Source organism: Paenibacillus sp. FSL P4-0081, from assembly GCF_000758565.1.
Lineage (GTDB): Bacteria > Bacillota > Bacilli > Paenibacillales > Paenibacillaceae > Paenibacillus_AQ > Paenibacillus_AQ phytohabitans.
The window spans coordinates 4,664,414-4,686,840 of sequence record NZ_CP009280.1 but is presented as its reverse complement, the minus strand read 5'-3'; the positions used below and the strand labels follow the sequence as shown (position 1 = coordinate 4,686,840).

General features: G+C 49.1%; 28 protein-coding genes. 24 read left to right on the top strand and 4 right to left on the bottom strand.

Going from position 1 to position 22,427, the window contains the following annotated elements; genetic code table 11:
• The first annotated feature begins 54 nt into the window (after window positions 1–54).
• The 3 genes from P40081_RS19870 to P40081_RS19855 all read left to right on the top strand — a co-directional run bounded on the left by P40081_RS19870 (window position 55) and on the right by P40081_RS19855 (window position 2,614).
• Window positions 55–567: a hypothetical protein gene (locus tag P40081_RS19870; protein ID WP_042137893.1), complete on the top strand. Its 513-nt coding sequence runs from the start codon at window positions 55–57 to the stop codon at window positions 565–567.
• Between the two features lie 148 nt (window positions 568–715).
• The gene (locus P40081_RS19865) at window positions 716–1,048 is read left to right on the top strand and encodes a hypothetical protein (protein WP_042137891.1); all 333 of its coding nucleotides are present in this window, start codon (window positions 716–718) and stop codon (window positions 1,046–1,048) included.
• A 1,062-nt stretch (window positions 1,049–2,110) separates the two neighbouring features.
• The gene (locus tag P40081_RS19855; protein ID WP_042137887.1) at window positions 2,111–2,614 is read left to right on the top strand and encodes a hypothetical protein; all 504 of its coding nucleotides are present in this window, start codon (window positions 2,111–2,113) and stop codon (window positions 2,612–2,614) included.
• A 323-nt stretch (window positions 2,615–2,937) separates the two neighbouring features.
• On the opposite strand, the gene P40081_RS19850 is transcribed toward P40081_RS19855, so the two are convergent.
• Window positions 2,938–3,282: a hypothetical protein gene (locus tag P40081_RS19850; RefSeq protein ID WP_042137886.1), complete on the bottom strand. Its 345-nt coding sequence runs from the start codon at window positions 3,280–3,282 to the stop codon at window positions 2,938–2,940.
• A 331-nt stretch (window positions 3,283–3,613) separates the two neighbouring features.
• Entirely contained in the window at window positions 3,614–3,871 is a 258-nt protein-coding gene (locus P40081_RS40075) for a DNA-directed RNA polymerase subunit alpha C-terminal domain-containing protein (protein ID WP_425497131.1), read from the bottom strand.
• Window positions 3,872–4,420: 549 nt separating this feature from the next.
• On the opposite strand from P40081_RS40075, the gene P40081_RS19845 reads away from it, so the two are divergent.
• From P40081_RS19845 to P40081_RS19820, 6 genes are all read left to right on the top strand, one after another.
• The gene (locus P40081_RS19845; RefSeq protein WP_156118654.1) at window positions 4,421–4,597 is read left to right on the top strand and encodes a hypothetical protein; all 177 of its coding nucleotides are present in this window, start codon (window positions 4,421–4,423) and stop codon (window positions 4,595–4,597) included.
• A 15-nt stretch (window positions 4,598–4,612) separates the two neighbouring features.
• Window positions 4,613–4,972, top strand: coding sequence for a hypothetical protein (locus P40081_RS19840; RefSeq protein WP_042137882.1), 360 nt, complete (start codon window positions 4,613–4,615; stop codon window positions 4,970–4,972).
• A gap of 104 nt (window positions 4,973–5,076) precedes the next feature.
• Entirely contained in the window at window positions 5,077–5,301 is a 225-nt protein-coding gene (locus P40081_RS19835; protein ID WP_305954185.1) for a hypothetical protein, read from the top strand.
• 53 nt (window positions 5,302–5,354) lie between these two features.
• Window positions 5,355–5,540 carry a hypothetical protein gene (locus P40081_RS19830; RefSeq protein ID WP_039299211.1) on the top strand — a complete coding sequence of 62 codons (186 nt, stop codon included), beginning with the start codon at window positions 5,355–5,357 and terminating at the stop codon, window positions 5,538–5,540.
• Window positions 5,541–5,620: 80 nt separating this feature from the next.
• Window positions 5,621–5,842: a hypothetical protein gene (locus P40081_RS19825; RefSeq protein ID WP_144026006.1), complete on the top strand. Its 222-nt coding sequence runs from the start codon at window positions 5,621–5,623 to the stop codon at window positions 5,840–5,842.
• Window positions 5,843–6,030: 188 nt separating this feature from the next.
• A complete protein-coding gene (locus P40081_RS19820; protein ID WP_042137880.1) occupies window positions 6,031–6,588 on the top strand; it encodes a hypothetical protein in 558 nt (185 codons plus the stop codon).
• Between the two features lie 86 nt (window positions 6,589–6,674).
• Here P40081_RS19820 and P40081_RS19815 read toward each other — a convergent pair whose 3' ends face one another.
• Both P40081_RS19815 and lexA read right to left on the bottom strand, forming a co-directional pair.
• Window positions 6,675–7,013 carry a L,D-transpeptidase gene (locus P40081_RS19815; protein WP_039299202.1) on the bottom strand — a complete coding sequence of 113 codons (339 nt, stop codon included), beginning with the start codon at window positions 7,011–7,013 and terminating at the stop codon, window positions 6,675–6,677.
• 136 nt (window positions 7,014–7,149) lie between these two features.
• Entirely contained in the window at window positions 7,150–7,776 is a 627-nt protein-coding gene (gene lexA / locus P40081_RS19810) for a transcriptional repressor LexA (RefSeq protein WP_039299199.1), read from the bottom strand.
• A gap of 196 nt (window positions 7,777–7,972) precedes the next feature.
• Here lexA and P40081_RS19805 point away from each other — a divergent pair, with 196 nt between their 5' ends.
• The 15 genes from P40081_RS19805 (at window position 7,973) to P40081_RS19735 (ending at window position 22,426) form a co-directional block, all read left to right on the top strand.
• A complete protein-coding gene (locus tag P40081_RS19805; RefSeq protein ID WP_042137878.1) occupies window positions 7,973–8,386 on the top strand; it encodes a LysM peptidoglycan-binding domain-containing protein in 414 nt (137 codons plus the stop codon).
• A gap of 110 nt (window positions 8,387–8,496) precedes the next feature.
• Entirely contained in the window at window positions 8,497–8,706 is a 210-nt protein-coding gene (locus P40081_RS19800; protein ID WP_042137875.1) for a DUF896 domain-containing protein, read from the top strand.
• A gap of 47 nt (window positions 8,707–8,753) precedes the next feature.
• Complete coding sequence (locus P40081_RS19795; RefSeq protein WP_042137873.1) at window positions 8,754–9,281, top strand: hypothetical protein; 528 nt, start codon at window positions 8,754–8,756, stop codon at window positions 9,279–9,281.
• Window positions 9,282–9,315: 34 nt separating this feature from the next.
• A complete protein-coding gene (locus tag P40081_RS19790) occupies window positions 9,316–10,101 on the top strand; it encodes an HAD family hydrolase (RefSeq protein ID WP_042137871.1) in 786 nt (261 codons plus the stop codon).
• 226 nt (window positions 10,102–10,327) lie between these two features.
• A complete protein-coding gene (locus P40081_RS19785) occupies window positions 10,328–10,750 on the top strand; it encodes a FixH family protein (protein WP_042137869.1) in 423 nt (140 codons plus the stop codon).
• A gap of 178 nt (window positions 10,751–10,928) precedes the next feature.
• Window positions 10,929–14,306, top strand: coding sequence for a methionine synthase (metH, locus tag P40081_RS19780; protein WP_371916260.1), 3,378 nt, complete (start codon window positions 10,929–10,931; stop codon window positions 14,304–14,306).
• A 227-nt stretch (window positions 14,307–14,533) separates the two neighbouring features.
• Complete coding sequence (gene rnz / locus P40081_RS19775; RefSeq protein WP_042137866.1) at window positions 14,534–15,484, top strand: ribonuclease Z; 951 nt, start codon at window positions 14,534–14,536, stop codon at window positions 15,482–15,484.
• Between the two features lie 294 nt (window positions 15,485–15,778).
• Window positions 15,779–16,567: a TIGR01457 family HAD-type hydrolase gene (locus P40081_RS19770; protein ID WP_042137864.1), complete on the top strand. Its 789-nt coding sequence runs from the start codon at window positions 15,779–15,781 to the stop codon at window positions 16,565–16,567.
• 45 nt (window positions 16,568–16,612) lie between these two features.
• The gene (locus P40081_RS19765) at window positions 16,613–17,428 is read left to right on the top strand and encodes an Fpg/Nei family DNA glycosylase (RefSeq protein WP_042137862.1); all 816 of its coding nucleotides are present in this window, start codon (window positions 16,613–16,615) and stop codon (window positions 17,426–17,428) included.
• Window positions 17,418–18,275, top strand: a complete 858-nt coding sequence (locus tag P40081_RS19760; RefSeq protein WP_042137860.1) for a deoxyribonuclease IV — start codon at window positions 17,418–17,420, stop codon at window positions 18,273–18,275. The genes P40081_RS19765 and P40081_RS19760 overlap by 11 nt, the downstream gene beginning before the upstream one ends.
• Complete coding sequence (locus P40081_RS19755; RefSeq protein ID WP_331281731.1) at window positions 18,275–18,616, top strand: cyclic-phosphate processing receiver domain-containing protein; 342 nt, start codon at window positions 18,275–18,277, stop codon at window positions 18,614–18,616. The genes P40081_RS19760 and P40081_RS19755 overlap by 1 nt, the downstream gene beginning before the upstream one ends.
• On the top strand, window positions 18,613–18,936 hold the full coding sequence (locus P40081_RS19750; protein WP_042137858.1) for a thioredoxin family protein: 324 nt from the start codon (window positions 18,613–18,615) through the stop codon (window positions 18,934–18,936). The genes P40081_RS19755 and P40081_RS19750 overlap by 4 nt, the downstream gene beginning before the upstream one ends.
• Window positions 18,936–19,718, top strand: a complete 783-nt coding sequence (locus P40081_RS19745) for an ABC transporter ATP-binding protein (RefSeq protein ID WP_042137857.1) — start codon at window positions 18,936–18,938, stop codon at window positions 19,716–19,718. Before P40081_RS19750 ends, P40081_RS19745 begins: the two co-directional genes overlap by 1 nt.
• Window positions 19,715–20,782, top strand: coding sequence for an SAM-dependent methyltransferase (locus P40081_RS19740; RefSeq protein WP_042137856.1), 1,068 nt, complete (start codon window positions 19,715–19,717; stop codon window positions 20,780–20,782). The genes P40081_RS19745 and P40081_RS19740 overlap by 4 nt, the downstream gene beginning before the upstream one ends.
• Before the next feature lie 117 nt (window positions 20,783–20,899).
• Complete coding sequence (locus P40081_RS19735) at window positions 20,900–22,426, top strand: serine/threonine protein kinase (protein WP_042137855.1); 1,527 nt, start codon at window positions 20,900–20,902, stop codon at window positions 22,424–22,426.
• The last annotated feature ends 1 nt before the right edge of the window (window position 22,427 follow it).

Sequence of the window (22,427 nt, the reverse complement as noted above, 5' to 3'; positions counted from 1 at the left end):
AATATTAACTTTGTAATCGGCCGATTAACGAAATTATCGAAAGGCGGAAGATCATTGAAATTTAAAAAGATTCTATCTGCACTTCTTGTCTCAGCTGTTCTTATGATACCTTCGGCATCAGCTTTTGCAGAATCCAATGCAAATGCCGCTGAGGTAACACCATTTCTTATAGGTATTGGTGATTCTCAGGCATCTGCAATATCGCTTGTGCTAAGTAATGGGGTTGATGTGGCCACCGGTGGTGTTATTTATGACCTTTTTATACAAGACGCTTCCGAGAAAGATTGGTTTAAGTGGACCAATACATCTTCAAGTTTTAGGAGGGTTGCTGCTAATATAGGTGGTTATAGTGGAAATGGCCCTATCAGAGCGGGCTTCAAAATCAATTATAACAACGGTTTCGGTGAGACTGATTTGTATTATTCTGATAAGGCAAACACTACAAATACTCAAGTCTTGGGAAATATTTTTGTCCCACCTGGAGCCACAGTATACTTAGTAGTTGATGCTCCTAATTTAACAACACCTCCTTCGTACCATCTTAATTTTGCAGCCTACACTTTTTAACGGTTATAGTGCAAGCGCCTCTTGAATTTAAGAGGTGCTTATTTTTTAGAATATGGAATGGATGAGAGCGCCTACGAAGGCGTTTTTATTTTGCCCTCGGAGTCGATCCGGGGGCTTTTACATTAGAGAGAGGAAAGGGGAGCGGGGGATGGGCACAGAGGTATCCACAATACAAGAGCTGCTGCCACTGGTTGAAAAGTGTGGGCTGTCGGTTGTCTTACTGTTCTTGTTTATCATATTTGCTTATATTCAGTGGCGGGCTGTCTCAAAAGGCGAGTTGGTTCCGCGTGCGATGCTGGATCGTGCCCTGGAGGACAATGACCGCCTACAGGATATCCTGGACAAAGAACGGGCAGCTTTTACGCAGCCAACTCTTGAAGTACTGCAGCGATTAAAGGCAGATCATTCCGCCAATAGCGGAAATGATGAGGATAGGGTAGGACAACCGTGTGGAGTATTGTTCAAACGTCTATCGCCCTAGCACAAATCGTTTTTGCTTTCTATTTATAAGCAGTACCTCACCAATAATGGTGGGGTATTTCTTTACATTCCTGAAAACTTTGCTTACCCACATATACATAATGTTCCAAATGAATTATTCTGTATTTATGAATAATGAAAATTATCAATATAGAGATACAATTTTTTTGATTTGGCATCCAGCAGCCTTGTGGATCGGATTCTTTTTAATATTGTTGGTGTTGATATTGTTTTACTGGATTTATAAATATCGAAAGAAGAGAAAAAGAGAGCATGAATAATATATAGAAAGTCCGGCAGAGTGACATTGACTTTCTAACGGCAGCACTGACTCAATCCAAGGTATCTGTCTGGTACCGGGAAGATATTCGGACCCAATCGGCCGCCTAATGGATTATGGTGGCATCGTAGAAGGCTACACTCCGAAATCATTAAGCTGTCCGGTTCCTATTTCGTCCGTTTTGAATAGAGCATACATAAAACACTCCCGCTAACCACTATCCTAGACGGCTCTTTTTCAACCTAGTAAAACGCCCGCAACACTGCCCACAAAATGCCAAATATATATAGAAGGTAGGCGGTGTATTTCAAAAAGGTAACGTTCCTACAAGCCTTTCTTACCTTGTATTCAGCGGCGTTCAGAATGATCTGGAAAATTCCAACTGTAAATCGCACCCAGGTTCACGAATGGGAAAGAGATCAGTACATGACACTTTACTAGGATATAGCAGCCCTTGGCGCTCTAGGCGCCGGTTTTTTTGTGTTTATAGGCCAGGGGACTTTGCCTACTCAGTGCATATAAAGCTCACCATATTGATCTACTCTTCGCGACCAGTATAAAAGGATGTTAAATAACGAGGCTTTGTCCCTACATTAATATGCATGTAAAAATCCACATGACAGGAAGGGAATGTTTTATTCATAATTCAACAACAATAGACATAAAATATCGGTAGAATATTATTATAATTGACAACTTATGGACTATGTAATAACAAAAGGGAAAGATGTATTATTTAAGTGTAATCGGCCGGTTAACAATAGTTGGAAAGGCGGAAGAATTGTGAAAATCAAAAAGTTTCTTTCTGTTCTTCTTATCTCAGCTGTAGTAATGATTCCATCGGCTTCCGCATTTGCTGAAGAAAACACTTCAGCGGCCGAAATCACTCCTTACGTTGTTGGAATTGGTGATAGTAGAGAGAATGCACTTACCATTACACCGAATGAATACGGTGGTGCGATATATGATTTGTTCATCCAAAGTGCTACCGATCAAGATTGGTTTAAGTGGACAAATACAACAACAAATCTCAAAAGAATTGGTGTTCATGTGGGAGGATTTAGTGGTAACGGTCCTACAAGAGCGGGTATAATTATTAATTACAATAATGGTCTCGCTGAACTGGGCCCACTTTACACAGGAAAGGCAGGAACTGCTGAAGCGCAATCGTTTAGTAATGTTTTGCTTCCGCCTGGAGCAACAATATATGTGGTCGTAGATAATCCCAACTTCACTGCAATGACGCAGTATCATCTGAATTTTGCTCATTACAACATAAGTTTTTAAATCTAACATGGATGCACCTCGGAATTTTTTGAGGTGCATTTCTATTAAAAATTCATTTATCACATTAAACTGCTTTAAGGGTGTTTTAAGTTTGGTCTTGGAGCGATTTGGGCGTCTTTTTATTACATACTTTTAGAAATAGAGGGGAGCGGGAAGAAGGATGGTTCATTCATGTATAGGAATTATTCGAAAAACTGTGTTTTTTGTTAAATTCAGAGCATACAAAAAATAACCCGCCGGCTTATGCCTGACGGGTTATTTTTTGAATTAATAAATTGTCGGTTTGGATGACAGAATTATCATTTCTTGAGCATCGTCAAGACTTAGTTAACTAAGATAATATAATAAAATGTAATACCATTCCCAAAGTCAGCTGCGACTGTACTGGTTCCAGGATGTAAGGCAGTAAACTTTCCTTCAGCCGGTATTATTTCAATGGATCCGTCATAATTAATATACCAAAAATTATAGCCAGTCAACCATATAGTTTCGCCTACTTGCATTCTAACAATAGCCTGAGTCTCGTCAATTGGTTTTATTACAGCATTTGGAGAAATTGAAGTTGAAGAGCTAAGAGTAGAAGATGGAGCTTCAGCAGCAAATGATGTCGATCCTACCGTAAAACATGCGGCAATAGTTAAAAGTCCAATAAGCAATTTCCTTTTCATAAATAGATAATCCTCCCAAAAAAGTATTTAGTTACATGAAAAACAATACCCCTCATGGATAATAATGTATATGAGTAGTAAGGATGATTTGAAATGCGGTATTATGTAAGAATGTATATAAATAAGTCGAAAAATAATAAAATGTATTAAAATGGTTGTAATTGCCTAGGACTAAATGATCGGAGCTTGAAGCGGAATGAAAATAACTTAAGAGCATTATTTGAAAAATAGAAAAGGCATTGTGCTAATAATCGTAGGATTAATTGTTGCGGGAACAGCGCAGATTAAGCTGGAGAAAAGAGATAATAAAAAAAGAACCTTTAAAAGGTCCTTAGCGGGAAATCTCAGACAACTGTTTGGTATGGGCCTCTAACAACTCGACGACAATCATTTGCCCCGTGACGCCAAAATTCCTTAAGCAACGCAATTCAGCCAATGAAGCTTTCATCAAATCACCCACGGTGATGTAATTGCTCTCATATAACGAATTAAGAATACGAGAAATGCTTTTAGGGTTTCTGGTCGATCTCTGTCTTAAGGTGTGAATAGGTCGTGGATATAGTCTACGGTCAATTTCAATGTAAGACATGAGGGGAAGAGTATCTCTAGTGGACAATCTCGTGATGTCTCCCTTCATATATCTGGTAATTATTATAAATATATGAGAATATATTTCAATCCTTTTTTTACAAAATACACATAAAATACAAAATTATTATTTAGGATAATAGATATTTAATAGAGCTATTGAATTAAAGCGACTCGCCGGACTAATGGCTGACGTGTTATTTTATCTACATCCCAATGGTTAGCCGGATGGTTTATTTTACATAATGTACCATGTCCTATATACTAGATCATATACACACTAAAGGAACCCTTTGCAGGTGCTTACCCTGAGAATCACTTTTATGACTAAGGATAGGCTGAAGTGAAGCATGTGTTTAGAGGGTTTGGGCTTGGGGACTATTGCTGTTACAGCTGATACTGGCCGTGGTTGTTGCGGTGCCGGTATTTCCTTTTTAATAAATAAGATACATAGGGGTATGAAATGAGAAATAAATATGTAAGTATTATTGCAATGATCCTATTATTAACGCTAATTTGTTCTCAGGCTGGAGCTGCAGAAGGAACTGGCATGTCAACTGAAACCAGGGAACGGATTATAGAGCAATATGGGCTGGATTCACCGGTAGCAGGTAGTCCGGACTGGAGTGGAATGGATGTGGGGATAAGCGGGCCGGTTGATGTACTGGTTATAATCTGCAGGTTTATTGTGAGTCCGTTAGTGTTCACGATTCAAGAAATATTATAGCTGGAGGGAATAAACATGAACCCGCGATATGATGCTCCGCAGCCTGAACCCAGAGCCCGCAAGAAAACAGCGGCGAAACTGTCTTTCGTAATTATAGTAGTACTGGTTTTACTAGCAGTCATGAATCCGGGCAAAGAGGACTTTGGAGAATACGCGGTGAATCATCTGGAGGAAACACTGGGGGGAGGGCTAGCTGGAGGAATTACCAGTATGGTCGCTCAGCCTATGGTCGAATCGTTTACAATCCGGGAAAATCACATTCTGTTCTCCACCTTCAGCATACCTGATATTCAAGACGGTAAGACATTTATCGGTGATATTAAGGCAAAGCGCAAATACCTCGGGCTGTTTAAGATCATTTTCATCAAACTCTAAGCTCTAAATAGGGTATACATTTTGTTCCAGAACCCGGTATAATTGAACTGATTTGTGTGCTCTATGAATCCTTATCATTCTTGCGTGTGCACTAAGGAGGAAAGATGTTGAATACTGCGTATAAAGTTCTTTCAAGTGATGCTGATATATTCGCGGCGGCACTTGCCCAGGTGAAGGTCTATGTCGTTCAGCTGATCGAGGGTAAACCGCATGTTATAGCTGATTACGCCGGACCTGTACAGAAATGGACGCCGGAGTATGTATTGCTGGCCGGAATGACCTATAGACGTGACGAATTTGAGTTCCGGGTAAGGCTGCCCAAGAAGTAAAAGCAGGTAAACGCTTCGGGGTAACGAATTAGAAGCTGAGGAGGTGGTCGCAAGTGAGTAAAGTTATTTTTGAGCTTCAGTATGTGAATGGGCAAATTGAAGAGCTAGAATCTGTGTTTGAATCGGCGGCAGAAGCCAGAACCTATCTGACATCCGGTGGTTTGACAGGCTGGATTCCAGCAGGAGGCAAGTATCTTAATCCTGTAAATATTATCTCCATCAAAGTCAAAGAAAGCTAATTATAATATTACTGCCAAATCACACAGTCTCCGAAGCCAATCTTTGCATTTCTTATACTATAAAACGTAAAAGAGGTGTAATGATGACGCAAAGAGAACGAAACAGAATCCGCAGAGCAATTAATGCTCTGCTCGCACAAAGAGCAATCCTGCTGGAAAGACTTGAGGAAATTAATGAGAACCTGCGCAGATTTCCAAGCGGTTCACGTGCCAGAAGAGAATTGCTGGCTGCCAGAGCATCCATCCGTGAAGCAATTCGTTTAAATACTATTGCTATCCGGTTGTTGCGCAGCGTGTTGTAGTCAGTAGGCAAAGGATATGAATCCACTCAAAGACATCCTTGCGGATGTCTTTTTGGCGTGCGATTGAGACTGTGGGAGGCTCAGAGTATAATTAATCGATGAAGAGTATGAGGCTTGAGGAACAGCTACATATCAGGATAACATGGTGAACAAGCTGCACAAGAGCTTGATACAGGAAGGTGTGAAGAATGGACGATCAATTACGCCAGCGTTTGGGACTGCCGGAAATACAGGATAGTACACTGTCTGTTAACGCAGATCCGGTGATGGAAGAAAGTTCAAAATGGGATGCAGCCGGATCCACCGTGCTGAATGTCTCCAGAGAAGATGTGGAGAAGGGACGGCTGGAGAGCTATTTGCGTGAATTTAAGAAATATGAGAAGAAGCGGCTACGGGGCAAAATCATAATTATATTCAATGGGTATGAGCAGGATCGCCGGGAAGTCTATCAGGTTCGGGAGATTACGAACTGGGTTGACCGTCTGCTCAAGAACGTGCCTCATTTGTTCTATTTCCTCAGCAGAGACAATTACGCGATGCGGATTGCGTTCTTTTGTCTGTCTGAGGTGGTGGGCCGCTCCGGGATGGAAGTGTCCATCACCAAAGAGCAGGGACGCAGGCTGATCGAGAAAGTTACCAAGAGTGCATTGGTCTACGCCAAAAAAAGCAAAGACTCACCTGCGGAACAGTGGAGTCTGGCTGAATATATTCTGGACGAGCTTGGTTATGAGCAAACTGTGCAATAATGCTGTGAAGAACCCCTTTGGCGAAAACCCGTCAGAGGGGTTCTTGTGTTCAATATAGAAATTTATAGGCGGCTGCATGACTGTAGCTACTCCCTGATGGTTACACGGGTGCCAATGGGAATGATAGCAGCCAACGCGACCACGTCCTGGTTATACATGCGGATACAGCCGTGGGAGACCATGTGGCCGATGGAGGAAGGGTCATTGGTTCCGTGAATTCCATAATGCGGCTTGGACAGGCCCATCCAGAAGGCTCCGAACGGTCCGCCCGGGTTGGGCTGCTTGTTAATGATCGTGTACTCGCCTACCGGCGAGACGGTCAGCATCCGGCCAATGCCGACAGGAAATCCTCTGGTTACGGTGTCATTATCAAGCAGATAAAGCATGCGCTGTGAAAGGTCGACAATAATTCGATAGTTGGGCATGGGATCAGCACTCCTTTGTAACAGGATATGTGCGGATAGCTAAAGCGGTTCGGAGTTTGGGCAAGCGTAACAGGATCTAAAGAGGAAAAAGGCTGCTTCGCGTGATGCGGAGCAGCCTGATTATGGAGGAGAAAGATTAATGGATATCGCGGAATAATCCAATGACTCTGCCCAAAATAGTAACGCGGTTAAGGCGGAGAGGCTCGTAAGCCGGGTTCTCCGGCTGCAGCCGGATATGATCACGTTCTTTGTAAAAGGTCTTAACGGTTGCTTCATCTTCTTCAGTCATCGCAACAACGATGTCACCATTGTCAGCGGTTTGCTGTTGGCGGACAATAACATAATCGCCGTTCATAATACCGGCATCAACCATGCTGTCGCCGAGTACAGAAAGCATGAATACCTTGTTATCCCCTACGTAATGAGTAGGAAGCGGGAAGTAATCCTCAATATTCTCTGTAGCGGTAATAGGAACACCAGCAGTAACCTTGCCAATTACAGGGATACGGGTAACCGTCTGGACGAATTGATGTACATTCTCTGAATCTTCCTGGCCGAGCAGTTCAATTGCACGCGGCTTCGTAGGATCGCGCCGGATCAGGCCTTTCTTCTCAAGCCGGTCCAGATGACCGTGCACTGTAGAACTGGAGGCCAGGCCAACAGCTTCGCCAATTTCCCGAACGGACGGAGGATAACCCTTGCTGCGGACTTCGTTACGTATAAATTCCAGGATCGCCAGCTGGCGACTCGAAATCTTTGACATCGGAATCAACCCCATATACTATGTTTGGGAAAATTATAACATAGAACTGCCGTTCGTACAAACATAAGTTCTAAATTGTGAGAATTATAGCCTAAAAAATAAAGGGAACAGTTGTTCGAAAAAACTATTGATCAAAACACATGTTCGTGTTATATTATTTTCGAAAGTAAGAACAAGTGTTTGGAGGACGATATTTATGTTAAAATACAGTACCTACAATAGTATCTACAATGAGGATATCAAGGTGTCCGCTCCCGGTAATCCATTACCCCATAATCCATTGGCACAATTCAGAGACAAGACCCTTCGCCTGCTGTCTGTACTTACCTCAATATTCCGCCAGGTCAGCTTTATCAAGATATCTCTGATACTATTACTCACGATCTCCGGATTTACAGTAGTCGGTAATGTGTTCGCTGGTTCTGTCACTTTAATGAAGCCTGAGAAACGGATCGTAGTTGAACGCGGAGACACCTTGTGGAGCATTGCCCTCAAGAATAAACCGGATGATATGAGGACTGCCGTATATATAGAAGGAATCAAGAAGTCAAATGGTCTGAAGGACAGTGGAATTAAGGCAGGAGATATACTGTCCGTGCCGGTATATTAACCGAAAGAAGCATAATGGTGTTCGACTAAGAGAGCTTTCAGGGGGTAGACCTTGACAAGCTCTTTTTCTCATGGCAAAGTTAGAATGAATTTATTGGGGAGGGGAAAGTATTGAATATTGACGAATTGGTCGCACGCATCAATGAATTGGCACGCAAACATAAGGAAAGCGGCCTGAATGAGGAAGAATTGGCAGAACGCGCCAAACTCCGCGAGATTTATCTGGGCAATATCCGCAGCAATTTCCGGGCCCAGCTTGATACCATTGAGATTGTGGATAATCCGGAGCATGAAGAAGGCAACAACGGACGTAAAGCTTAGTCTGCGGCCTTTTCATAGATAATACAGGATGACTAGGGGGAACTAACATGGCCCGTTCTTGGGAAAGAATGGTTCAACGCAACACCAAGCAAATCAATCAGCAAAGAAAGAAGCAGGGAAAAGAGACGATTTATGCAACGAGCTCTAAAGCTGCTGCAAAGAGCACCGATATTTTCAAAGGCCGGAATATTGTATTCCCTGTCGTATTGCTGTTGCTTGGCATTATGTTCTGGGTAGTCGGTTCCATTGATGAAGCGAAAGGAAGCGGAATACTGGCTAACTGGCTGGGGGTAGTACTGTACTTCCTGCTTGCCGCGCTGCTATTCTTCCGCCGTCCGTTCCTTAAGGTGGAACGCGCCCGTCTGTCTACTATTAAATACAACCGTGAACGCTTTTTGCCAGCAGCTGAAATCGAGAAGATTACCTTGTCGCGCAGTGTAGTTACCATTAAGTATAAAGGCAAGCGCAAGCAGTGGATTTTCTCCAAGCTGATCAACCGGTATGATACCGCCGCTATGGCTGCACGCCTGGAACAATTCGGCAAGAACAACAACATTGAAGTAGTGCACGAATAGTAAGATAGACCAGCATAGGGAGTGGGAGAACGAAATGCCGATTACCGCCGTACTATTTGACCTTGACGATACACTGCTATGGGATGATCGAAGTGTGGAAGAAGCATTCCGCTACGCCTCTGAGGCTGCAGGGGATTCTGTTGATCCGCAGGAGCTTGAACAGGCGGTGCGCAGAGAAGCGCGTGCGCTTTATGAGTCTTACGAGACTTTTCCGTTCACGAAGCTGATCGGGATTAATCCTTTTGAGGCACTATGGGCTAACTTCACAGCTGGAGACCAGCCGGAATTCCGGCAGCTGGAACAGCTTGCTCCGGCCTACCGCACCGAATCCTGGCGCCGCGGCCTTGCCTCTCTTGGAGTGGACGATGAAGCGCTGGCGGAACGCCTCGCGGCCAAGTTCGCCGCTGAGCGCCGCAGCCGTCCTTATATATATGAAGAGACGCTTCAGGTGCTGGATGAGCTGCGCGGCAAGGTGAAGCTGCTGCTGTTGACGAATGGCTGTCCTGCACTTCAGCAGGAGAAGCTTGATGGTGTACCTGAGCTTATTCCGTATTTTGACCATATTGTCATTTCTGGAAGCTTCGGTAAAGGGAAACCGGACAAGACAATCTTCGAGCATGCCCTCGGACTGCTGGATATTACGCCTGAGCAGGGGGTCATGGTCGGAGATAAGCTTACGACTGATATTCTCGGAGGATTGGCCGCAGGTCTAACGACGGTCTGGATCAACCGGACGGCCAAGACTCCTGACCCGGACATTACTCCGGATTATCAGATCAGCCATCTTTCGGAGCTTCTGCCATTGGTACACTCCCTATAACTGAATTAGATGAAGCCGGTATCCTTATAGGATATTGGCTTTTTTGATATCCCTGCGAGGATTTGGACAAATGTAGTTCATGTATATGACTATTCTCATGTGATAGGGCGGTTAACGAAGCTTATTTCCGGCAAGTTGAATAAAATGTGTATAATAAGGAAGAAAGCAATCTGACTTTCGTTGTTAACATGAAGATGAATCTATCGATGAACCGGGAGGGCTCCAGATGATTAAGCCAAAGATACTTAGAGGTCTCATTTGCATTGTCATGGGTATGACGCTTGCCGGCTGTTCAGGGAATAATGAAGAGGATATGTATATGCATGCAGCTGCTGATTCCTCAATGGTACCTATCAAGGTAGAGCTAAGCTGGAGTCCGGAGGAAATATCCGTTAACGACAAGGTGATTTTTAAAGCAGTCATTAGTCAGGACGGAGAAGTTGTTGAGGACGCCAAAGAAGTGATCTTCGAAATTGTAGATAATGCAGAGCCAGGCAAGAGCACTCAGCTGAAAGGGGCAAGTGACGGAGAAGGAGCTTATATAAGTGAACGTACATTTGAGCAAGCCGGCAGCTATACGGTCACTTCCCATGTGACTGCCCGGACGCAGCACTCTATGCCGTCTAAAGAACTCACGGTACAGCCATGATGAGCTTGTAAGCTGTAGCTATACTGTCAATACAAATAATGCAGGGTGGAAAGGAAGGCTTTCCGAATTCCCTTTATTCTGCTAAACTTACTCTAATGTTTTACTGGGGGGATTGAAAGTGGCCAAATTCACACTTGCAGAAAGCTTGCAGCAACGCATATTGATACTAGACGGAGCCATGGGCACAATGATTCAACAGGTGCCGCTTACCGGCGAGGATTTCGGCGGGGATGAGCTGGATGGCTGTAATGAAATGCTGGTGCTTACCCGGCCGGAGGTGATTCAGGATATTCATGAGAAATATCTGGAAGCCGGTGCGGATCTGATTGAGACCAACACATTCGGCGCCACCTCTGTGGTGCTTGCAGAATATGATATCCCGCAGCGGGCCCGGGAGATTAACCTGGAGGCTGCCAGACTGGCGCGTAATGCCGCAGATAAATATGATACACCTGAGCGCCCAAGGTACGTTATAGGGGCAATGGGACCGACAACCAAGACACTCTCTGTAACCGGAGGAGTAACATTCCAGGAGCTTGTGGACAGCTATGAGGAGCAGGCGGTCGCGTTGATCGATGGCAAGGTAGATGCCCTGCTGCTGGAGACTTCCCAAGACACGCTGAATGTGAAGGCCGGAAGTATAGGCATCCACAATGCCTTCGAGAAAAGCGGAATTACACTGCCGGTGATGATCTCAGGTACCATCGAACCGATGGGGACTACGCTTGCGGGGCAGAACATCGAGGCCTTCTACATTTCGCTGGAGCATCTTAAGCCGATCTCTGTCGGATTAAACTGTGCGACCGGACCGGAATTCATGCGCGATCATATCCGTTCGCTGTCGGCCATTTCTTCAGCAGCGGTAAGCTGCTATCCGAATGCCGGGCTTCCGGACGAGAACGGCAACTACCATGAATCTCCGGATTCACTTGCCCGCAAGCTTGCCGGCTTCGCCGAGAAGGGCTGGCTGAACATTGCCGGCGGCTGCTGCGGCACAACCCCGGATCATATCCGGGCGATGGCCGAAGCCCTGTCGGCATATCCGCCGCGCGGGCTGGATGGCATTCATCCGCCGGCACTCTCCGGCATAGAGCCCGTGTACATTGAGAGCGATAACCGTCCTTACATGGTCGGTGAACGGACCAACGTGCTGGGATCTCGGAAGTTCAAGCGGCTGATTGTCGAAGGCAAGTATGAGGAAGCTTCAGAGATTGCCCGCGCACAGGTGAAGAGCGGAGCGCAGGTCATTGACGTCTGCGTGCAAGACCCTGACCGTGATGAGACAGAGGATATCAAACGTTTCCTCGAGCTGGTAGTGAAGAAGGTCAAAGTCCCGCTGATGATCGATACCACCGATCCGAAGGTGATTGATCTGGCCTTGCAATATTGCCAGGGGAAGGCGATTATTAACTCCATTAACCTTGAAGATGGTGAAGAGAAATTCGAGCTAGTGACTCCGCTGATTCATAAATACGGTGCTGCGATCGTTGTGGGCACAATTGATGAAACCGGGCAGGCGATTCTCGCTAAGGACAAGCTGGAGGTTGCCAGACGTTCATACGATCTGCTGGTGAACAAATACGGGCTGGCCGCTGAAGATCTGATCTTTGATACCCTTGTATTTCCTGTCGGAACAGGTGACGAGCAATATATCGGTTCTGCGAAAGAGACGATTGACGGTATCCGCCTGATCAAGGAAGCTCTGCCTTCCGTTCATACAATTCTGGGCATAAGCAATGTATCTTTTGGGCTGCCGGAAGCGGGCCGTGAAGTGCTAAACTCAGTGTTTCTCTATGAGTGCACCAAAGCCGGGCTGGATTATGCAATTGTGAATACCGAAAAGGTGGAGCGTTATGCCTCCATTCCGGAAGAAGAACGCAAGCTTGCCGAACAGCTGATTTATAATACGAATGACGATACTTTGTCTGCGTTCGTAGCGGCTTTCCGGGAGAAGAAGGTCGAGAAGAAAGAGAAGATCTCCAATCTCTCGCTGGAAGAACGTCTCGCCTCGTATGTCGTTGAAGGAACCAAGGAAGGGCTCATTCCTGACCTGGACGAAGCCCTGAAGTTATCCGGTCCGCTTGAGATTATTAATGGTCCGCTGATGGCGGGGATGTCGGAAGTCGGCAGATTGTTCAACAACAATGAATTGATTGTTGCTGAAGTGCTGCAAAGCGCTGAAGTGATGAAGGCCTCGGTCGGTCATCTGGAGCAGTTTATGAAGAAGGATGAGACCTCGGTTAAAGGAAGAATAATGCTCGCAACCGTTAAGGGCGATGTGCATGATATCGGCAAAAACCTTGTGGAGATTATCCTCTCCAATAATGGTTACGAGATCGTCAATCTGGGGATAAAGGTTCCGCCAGAGAATATAATTGAAGCCTTCCGCAAGGAAAAAGCTGACGCCATCGGATTATCCGGCCTCCTGGTGAAGTCGGCGCAGCAGATGGTACTGACGGCGCAGGATCTGCGCGCTGCCGGTATCGATGTGCCGATTATGGTCGGCGGTGCGGCATTAACCCGCAAGTTCACCAAGACCCGTATCCGCCCTGAATATGACGGCCTGGTACTATACGCCAAGGATGCCATGGACGGCCTGGATATCGCCAACCGGCTGATGAATCCGCTGGAGCGGGGCAAGATTGAGGAAGAGGTACGCCAAGAGGCAGAGGCTGCCGTTGCTGTAGCTCCTCAGCAGCCGCTTCCCGAGCTGACGCGTGCCGTCCGCTCCAAGATTTCAGCCGATGCCCCTGTGTTTTCCCCGCCGGATCTGGAACGTCATGTCCTGCGAAATTATCCGCTTGGACATATTATTCCTTATGTGAACATGCAGATGCTGCTCGGTCATCATCTGGGGCTGCGTGGTTCCGTGGAAGCGCAGCTGGCAGCGGGAGATGCGCGTACAGTGGAATTGAAAGAAACCGTAGACGATATTCTGCATCAGGCGATGCTGGAAGGTACCATTGTTCCACATGCCATGTATCAGTTCTTCCCGGCCCAGTCGAGCGGGAATGATATCCTGATCTATGACCCGCAGAACGCTGCCAATGTGCTGCATACCTTTACCTTCCCGCGGCAAAACGTTGAGCCGTATCTCTGCCTCGCCGACTTCCTGAAGCCGGTGGACAGCGGGGTTATGGATTACGTCGGGTTCCTGGTCGTAACCGCCGGCCATGGTGTACGTGAATTGTCCACTGAGCTTAAGGACCGGGGAGATTATCTCCGTTCCCATGCCCTGCAGGCAGTAGCGCTGGAGGTGGCAGAAGGCCTGGCTGAACGCGTTCACCATATGATGCGGGATACCTGGGGGTTCCCGGACCCGGCGGATATGACGATGAAGCAGAGACACGGGGCGCGTTATCAGGGAATCCGTGTATCCTTTGGCTACCCGGCTTGCCCGGATCTGGAGGATCAAGGGCCGTTATTCAAGCTGCTGTCTCCGGAGGATATCGGAGTTCACCTTACCGAAGGCTTCATGATGGAGCCGGAGGCTTCGGTATCGGCTATGGTATTTGCACATCCTGAAGCACAGTATTTCAATGTGGAGAAGCTGTAAACTGCCCTGATTGATCATCACCCGTCAGAAGGGCCTGTGCCCGTCATAGCGGAACCTCCCGTCACCGGGAGGTTTTTTGCTGGGAATATAAGAATTTTATATGTAACGTATCCGTCTGATTCCGCTTGAAAGATGCTTTCAGCGCCAAAACAGAGTAGAATTCTTTTCATAAGAACCGGCATGATAAAAATAAGGTGAGAAGTACGAGAGAAGAGAGGAGGGGCATAATGGAAATTTATTTCTTGGGAACAAATGCCGGGGTACCGACACTGCAGCGGAATGTAACCTCAATCGCCCTCAGGCTGCTTGAAGAACGGCGTACGTTCTGGATGTTCGATTGCGGAGAAGGGACGCAGCATCAGGTTCTCCGTTCACCGCTGCGGCTGGGCAAGCTGGAGAAGCTGTTTATCACCCATTTGCATGGTGACCACTTGTTCGGCCTTCCGGGGCTGCTGTCGAGCCGTGGCTATCAGGGCGGTACATCACCGCTTACAGTGTATGGACCCCCGGGGATCAAAGCTTATCTGGATATTTCACTGTCCGCAAGCCAGTCGCGAATCCCTTACAAGCTTGAGATTATCGAGCACTGCGGCGGGCTTGTATTTGAGGATGACACGTTCAAGGTTGAGTCGGGACTGCTGGAGCATAGAATTGACAGCTATGGGTACCGGGTAACGGAGAAAGACAGTCCGGGCAACCTCGATGCAGAGCTGCTTAAGAGTTACGGGCTGAAGCCGGGACCGCTGTACGGCAAGCTGAAGAGAGGCGAAGATATTACAACTGAAGACGGGACTGTAATCCGGGCAGCGGATGTGATCCATGCGCCGAAACGCGGCCGTATTGTTACTATTCTGGGCGATACCCGTCCTTGCGAGGGAACACTGCCGCTGGCACAGGATGCTGATCTGATCATTCATGAGGCTACCTTTGCTCATGACCTGGCGGATATGGCCTACCAGTATCATCACAGTACAGCCCGGCAAGCTGCGGAGCTGGCACGTGAGGCAGGCGGGCGTGAACTGCTGCTGACCCACTTCAGCTCGCGGTACAGCTCACAGGAGGAGCTGATTCCACTCCTGGAAGAGGCGCAGGCCATCTTCCCGAATACACTGCTGGCGGAGGAATTCTGCACCTTCCCGGTCCACCGGAGAGCCGCGGGAAATGCCCCCGGGGAATGAATTATTTTCCGGGAAAGCGCAGGAAATGACAGGGCTGTGCCATAAAAAGCCTGCTGGTACTGCGGTTCGCTATCGTTCGACGAAGTATGTTAAATTTTAAATAGTTGGAGAGCTTTAAGCGTACGAAGCAGTAGAGAAATTGGCGAAACGGAGTAGCGGAAAAGCTAGGATGCCATTAAAAAACTCAATAACAGTGGGCTATAGCGGGAAATGGTTAGAAAATCGCGAAGATAATTTATAGCATTAACTATTAATGTGATGAATTAAATAAACGGGACTCAAACAGGGGGTATTATGAACAATATAGGTGGTTTGTTAATTGATCTGGACGGAACCTTGTATCACGGCGGCCGGATGATTCCGGATGCAGATCGGTTGATAGCAGCGTTGCGTAGAGCGGCTGTACCGTTCCTGTTTGTCACGAATAACTCTTCCCGCACAGCGGCAAGTGTTGCTGCACATCTGCGCGGGATGGGAATTGATGCGAATCCGGAAGAGGTCTGCACCTCATCGCTTGCTGCGGCACGCTACATTGCTGAGGAATCACCGGAAGCAACCGTGGCGATACTTGGAGAAGAGGGACTGGTGCAGGCCTGCGCCGAAGCGGGGTTGACCCTGGTCACGGAGAATCCGCAATATGTTGTCCAGGGCATCGACCGTTCTTTTACATATGAATCGCTGGCCCGGGCCTCGCGCTGGATCCGGGAAGGAGCCAGGTTTGTGCTGACCAACCCGGACCTGATGCTCCCCTCCGATGACGGGGTGATGCCCGGCGCCGGAACCCTTGGAGCTGCAATTGAAGCAGCCAGCGGAGTGTCACCTGTAGTAATCGGCAAACCGGAATCCCATCTGATTACCTATGCGACAACATTGCTGGGGATCACACCTGAGGAAGCGGTTGTAGTCGGAGATAACATGCGTACAGACATTTCTGCCGGTGTAAATGCAGGGTGCCGCACGATACTGGTGCTGACGGGTCTGACCACACGCGATAATCTGGAGCACTACCAGACTGTTACAGGAGTTAAGCCGGATGAAATTTGTGCTGATTTAGCTGAACTAATGGTACTGCTCGGTGTATAATGACAAAGGTATGCCTTTTACCAACCTGGAAGGGAAGATGACAATATGCCGGAATTGCCGGAAATGGAGAATTACAGAAAGCTGCTGAGCCAGCATTTAATAAATGTTCCAATTACGGGGGTAACCGTTAACAGAGAAAAAACAATCAATATGGAGACCGCGGATTTCGTGAACGGACTGGTTGGGGCGCGTGTTGTGTTCGTAGAGCGCCGTGCCAAGCATATCCTTTTCCATCTGCATGACGGCAGAAGACTGCTGCTTCATCTGATGCTGGGCGGACTTTTGTTCTATGGGACAGAGGAAGAGCGTCCGGACCGGACTACTCAGGTTGAACTGGCTTTTGGAGAGCATATCCTTTATTTCATGGGCCTGCGCCTGGGTTATCTGCATCTCCTGTCTGTTAAGGAAAGTGAAGCGGCAATGGGTAAGCTTGGACCGGAGCTGCTGGACCGGAGGATGACGGCTGAACGCTTCGCCGCTCTGCTCAAAGGACGCCGCGGTGCGCTGAAGAGTCTGCTGGTCAACCAGCATGTTATGGCTGGAATCGGCAATTGTTATGCCGACGAGATTGCCTTTGAAGCAAGACTTCTGCCGTCTACGCTCGTTCAGAATCTGTCACCGGAGGCAGTAACCCGGCTGTATGACAGTGTGCGCAAGGTACTGACGGAGGCAACCGAGATTGGCGGTTATATGGAAATGCCGTTCATGACCGGAGATACGGTTACCGGTTCTTACAACAATGCTTGTAAAGTGTATGACCGCGGCGGCGAACCCTGCCTGCGCGGCGGGGGAACGATTATCAAGACAGAGCAGTCCGGACGCAAGGTATTTTATTGCCCGGATTGTCAGCATGACGCTTAATCCCGGTATAGGGGCACATGTCAGCATACGCGGCGGATACGGGCAGGCTGCCCGGTTCGCCAGGGAGAGCGGCGCGTCATGTTTCCAATATTTCCCGAAGAATCCGCGCAGTCTGAAGCTTAAGCCGGTTGACTACCGGGATGCCCGCAGCTGTGCCAGTTATTGCCGGGAACAGGGGATGGTCTCCATAGCCCATACCCCTTATCCGACTAATCTGGCTGCAGATTCCGCAGGCAGAGCCGTTATGGCTGCTTCGCTGCGCAATGATCTGGAGATCGCCGAGGCTTGCGGATCCCTGGGCATTGTGGTGCATTTTGGCCATTTTGCCGGAATGGAGCCATTACAAGGCTATCAAAATATTATACAATGTATAAATGACACCCTGTCAGGATGGGAAGGCCAGACAAAGCTGCTGATTGAGAACATGGCAGGCAATCACGGCCATGAAGGCATGACGCTGGAAGAGCTGGTTAAAGTCCGTGAACTGAGCCGCTATCCGGAGAAAATCGGCTTCTGCTTCGATACCTGTCATGCCTTTGCATCAGGGATTTGGAATCCGCAGCATACGGATGAGCTGCTGCAGAGGGGGCAAGCACTTGGTTACTGGCCGCATCTTGCTGCCGTACATCTGAACGACTCCCAGTTCCCCTGCGGCTCGAGGCGGGACAGACATGCTCAGATCGGGCAAGGCCATATTGGAGTTAAGGCGCTGAGAGAACTGCTGACTTCTGCTCCTCTGCGCAAGGTGGCAGCGATTGCGATGGAAACGGAAAAAGGGCCTGACGGCACTCACAGGGCGGAAATTGCTGTAGTCAGGCATTGGTTTGAAGCGGAGGATGAATCGTGATGAATATATATATGGACGATATGAGAAGACGGCCTTCCGGTTTTGCGCTGGCCAGAACCACCGGAGAGTGTCTGCTGATGCTGCGCAGCGGCCCGGTTGATATTCTGTCGCTTGATTATGATATGGGCCCGGACGATTTCTGCGGCGGTGAAGTGGTCAAAAGGATGGTGCTCGAAGGATTATTCCCGCGGGAAATCTATCTGCACACCTCCAGCCTTGAGGGGCGCAAGGAAATGTACGAAATCTTGTATCCGGCCGTGCCTGCCGGCACACAGCTGCACAATGGCCCGCTTGGGCTGGAGAGGCTGCAGGAAATTGCTGCAGGAGCGGCGGCTGGATGAAGGATATGAATCAGGAAGAGCTGATGGAGCTGCTCGGAAGGCCGGGAGAACCTCTTGCAGTGTTCTTGTATACCCCGCTGTGCGGGACCTGCAAGGCCGCACGTCGTATGCTGGAGGTTGCGCAGCATCTGCTGCCGCCCGGACTTCTGATTGCTGAGGGCAACGTAAATATGCTGCCCGGACTTATTAATACGTACCGTATATCCAGTGTGCCTGCACTGATGGTAGTGCCGGCGGACCGCCGCGCTGAACCGGAAATCTTTTATTCAATGGGCTCGGTAGAACGGGTACTGGATTACATAAGGAGAGTGACCTCATAATGATATCTTTACAACATCTTTCCCTGCGCAGGGAACAAAGCCTGATTCTTGATGATGTATCTCTGGAAATGAAGCAAGGCGAGAACTGGGTAATTCTCGGGCGTAACGGCTCCGGTAAAACCACTTTGCTGGAAATGATGACCGGTTACCTGTTTCCAAGCAAGGGTTCCGTTGAAGTGCTGGGCTACAAATTCGGCCAGTGTGATGTACGTGAGGTGCGCAAGGAAATCGGCTATATTGGTCCGTCCCTGATGGAAAAGCTCTCGCTCAGCGATCCCGTATGGGAAGTCGTCGCAACTGGCGCTTATGCCTACTTGCGCTTCTATCAGGCAATCCCGCAAAGTGTGCAGGATCAGGCGCTGAAGCTGCTGGAGGATATGAATCTCAGCGAACTGGCGTATCATCCGTTTGGTACCCTGTCCCAGGGGGAACGCAAGAAAGCGATGCTGGCACGCTGCCTGATAGCCGAGCCCAAGCTGCTGATCATGGACGAGCCTTGCGCCGGCCTTGATCTCTACGAGCGTGAGAAGATGCTGGCCGAGATCGACAAGCTGAAGCAGCGCAATGTTGCTGTAGTGTATGTAACGCATCATGTAGAGGAGATTGTACCTCTCTTCACCCATGTAGCGCTGATCCGTGACGGGAAGCTGGCGGGAGCCGGCCCCAAGGAAGAAGTGCTGACTAGGGAAATGCTGATGGACACTTTCGATATACCTGTTGATGTTGAATGGGATAGCGGCCGTCCCTGGATAAAAATAAGACCTGGAGGCACATCGATTTGAATGATTTTACGCAAGAACCCCTCGAGCCAAATCTGGCTCCTGATGAGAAAATAATTTCAAGATACATCTGCACCGCGAATCACGGCTTTGCTCCCTATGCACAAGAGGAGCTGCGCCGCCTGTTCGGAGCAGTGAAAAGTACTTTGCTGCTGCCGGGTGAAGTGTTCCTGGCAACGCTGGAGGCAGAGCCTGAAGAGGTATCGCGGATGCTGGCACAGAACCTGCCGATCTTCCTGCGCCATATCCAGCCGGTGCAGTTCCAGGACACAGGCGATATGTCTGCTATGGACAGGCTGGCCGTATACTTAAGCCGGCGGACAGAGCTGGAGGGTGAGAAGGTCTCGCTGCATGTCCGCAAGGGCAGCACGTCCTTCTGGGAAGACAGCCCGGGAGAGCTGCGGGAGTGGCTGCAGGGCCGGCTTGACAGTCTGGGTGCAGAATTCACCGTACAGGAGCCGGCATGGGTGGTGTCCGTATATGCAGATGGAGAAGCCCTGTATGCCGGTGTATCCCGGCCGGAAGAGAATCTCTCCAGCTGGAACGGCGGGATGATCCGCTTCCGCAAGGAGGACGGGCAGATCTCCCGGGCCAAGTTCAAGCTGATGGAGGCGGAGAAGGAATTCGCGATTCCGTTCTACAGCTTCAAGAATGCGGTGGATATCGGCGCTTCCCCGGGCGGCTGGACCTCGTTCCTGCTGGAACGCGGCCTTAAGGTAACCGCTGTGGATCCGGCCCTGATGCATGAATCGCTGCGTAATTATCCCGGACTCAAGATTCTGCGTAAAAATGCCGGGGAGGTCAAATTCCGCGAGAATGAATTTGATCTGCTGGTCTGCGATATGAGCTGGAGTCCCAAGCTGATGGCGAAGCTGGTTACCGGACTGCTCCATAGTCTGACCCCGGGCGGTACAGCCATTGTCACGGTGAAGCTGATGCATAAGAAGCCGCTGGCGATGATCAAAGAGATTATTGCCATGTTCGAAGGTGAACGGATGCAGATTCAGCGTGCGAAGCAGCTGTTCCACAACCGCGATGAAATTACACTTTATATGATTAAATATTAATTAGGTTCATGGATAAAGGGAAAGCATCCCGCTATCTGCACCGCCGGCTTCATGCCGGTACCAGGTGCTGACGGCGGATGCTTTCCCTTTTTTGTGTGACAATAAGGAGGAAAAAAGATGAATGTAGCGGGCAAGCTGACAACCGGACAAATCCTTGGAGGACGTTACAGTATTACCGGACTTATCGGTGCAGGAGGAATGAGCCGTGTATATCTGGCAGAGGATTTGCGGCTGCCGGGAAAGATATGGGCGGTAAAGGAAAGTGTGATACGGGAAGGGGGCGGGCATCGAATTGGAGCCATCCAGGCAGAAGCAGAGCTGCTGATCTCACTGAATCATCCTAAGCTGCCCAGGGTTGGCGATTTCTTCCCGCCGGACCGTGACGGCTATAGTTATCTGGTGATGGATTACATTGAAGGGGTAACCCTGCATCAATCCATGATTGAGCATCCGGCAGCCCTTACGGGAGGGCGGATTATCAGCTATGCCAGGCAGCTGCTGGAGGTCCTGCAATACCTGCACAGTCATCATCCGCCGATCGTATACCGTGACCTGAAGCCCTCCAATATTATGCTGACCGGGCCTCATGAGCTGCGGCTGATTGATTTCGGTATTGCGCGTAAGCTGAGAACCGGATCTGATGAAGACACGGAGAAGCTGGGAACCGCCGGCTTCGCTGCCCCGGAGCAATATGGCAGTGCACAGAGCAGTCCGCTGTCTGACCTGTACGGGCTGGGTGCGCTGCTGCTGTACATGGCTTCCGGCGGACAATTCAGCAGCTGGCAGCCGGGAATGGAACGGAAGCTGCATGGCAGCATTCCGGACCGGTTGATTCCGGTAATACGGCGCCTACTGCGTCATCATCCGGAGGAGCGGTACGGCAGTGCCCAGGAGGTGCTGTCAGCGCTTGAACCGCTTGAAGCCGAAGCCGCAGAGCTGACAGCGCCGGAGCATAAGCCGGATTTACAGGCCGCTTCTGTTAGGCTGCAGTCCCGGCAGACCTTAGTAGTGGCTGTGCTGGGCGTAGCTCCGGGACTGGGGACAACGCATACTTCACTGGCTGTGAGCCATTATTTGTCGCAGACTGGCCACACCGCCTGGGTGGAATGCGCTCCTGAAGCGCAAGTATTTAATCGCATTAAAGGAATGGCAGAAGTGCCTGAAAGAAGTGCCAGCCATGGTGTAGTGCTGCCGGAGCATCCCTTTACCTGGAGCAACGTAGATTTCTGGAAGCTTGCGCCTGCTGACGGACTACCTCAGCGGACGGGGAAGTCGTATTCCTTCGTGGTTCTGGATCTGGGGACAGGCGGTTACGAAGGGGCGCTGCCCGCCTTCACGGCCAGCGGCAGGCCGGTGCTGGTGGCCTCCGGGGCGGATTGGCGGCTGGAGGATACGCTGCACTGGCTGCGCCGCAGCGGTCTCACCCCTCAGCCGGACTGGCGGATCTGTCTGCCGCTGGCCGGCGGTTCAGCAGCGCTTCTGGCTTCTGCTTTGGGACAGGCCAAGGTGTGCAGCCTGCCGCTTCAGCAGGACCCTTTTCAGCCCAAAGGGAAGCTGGGTCAAGCGGTTGGAGAGATGCTTGGACTGGGAACGGACAAACGATTTTCTGCAAAAAACAGTGGAATATTTCAGAAAAAACGTTGAA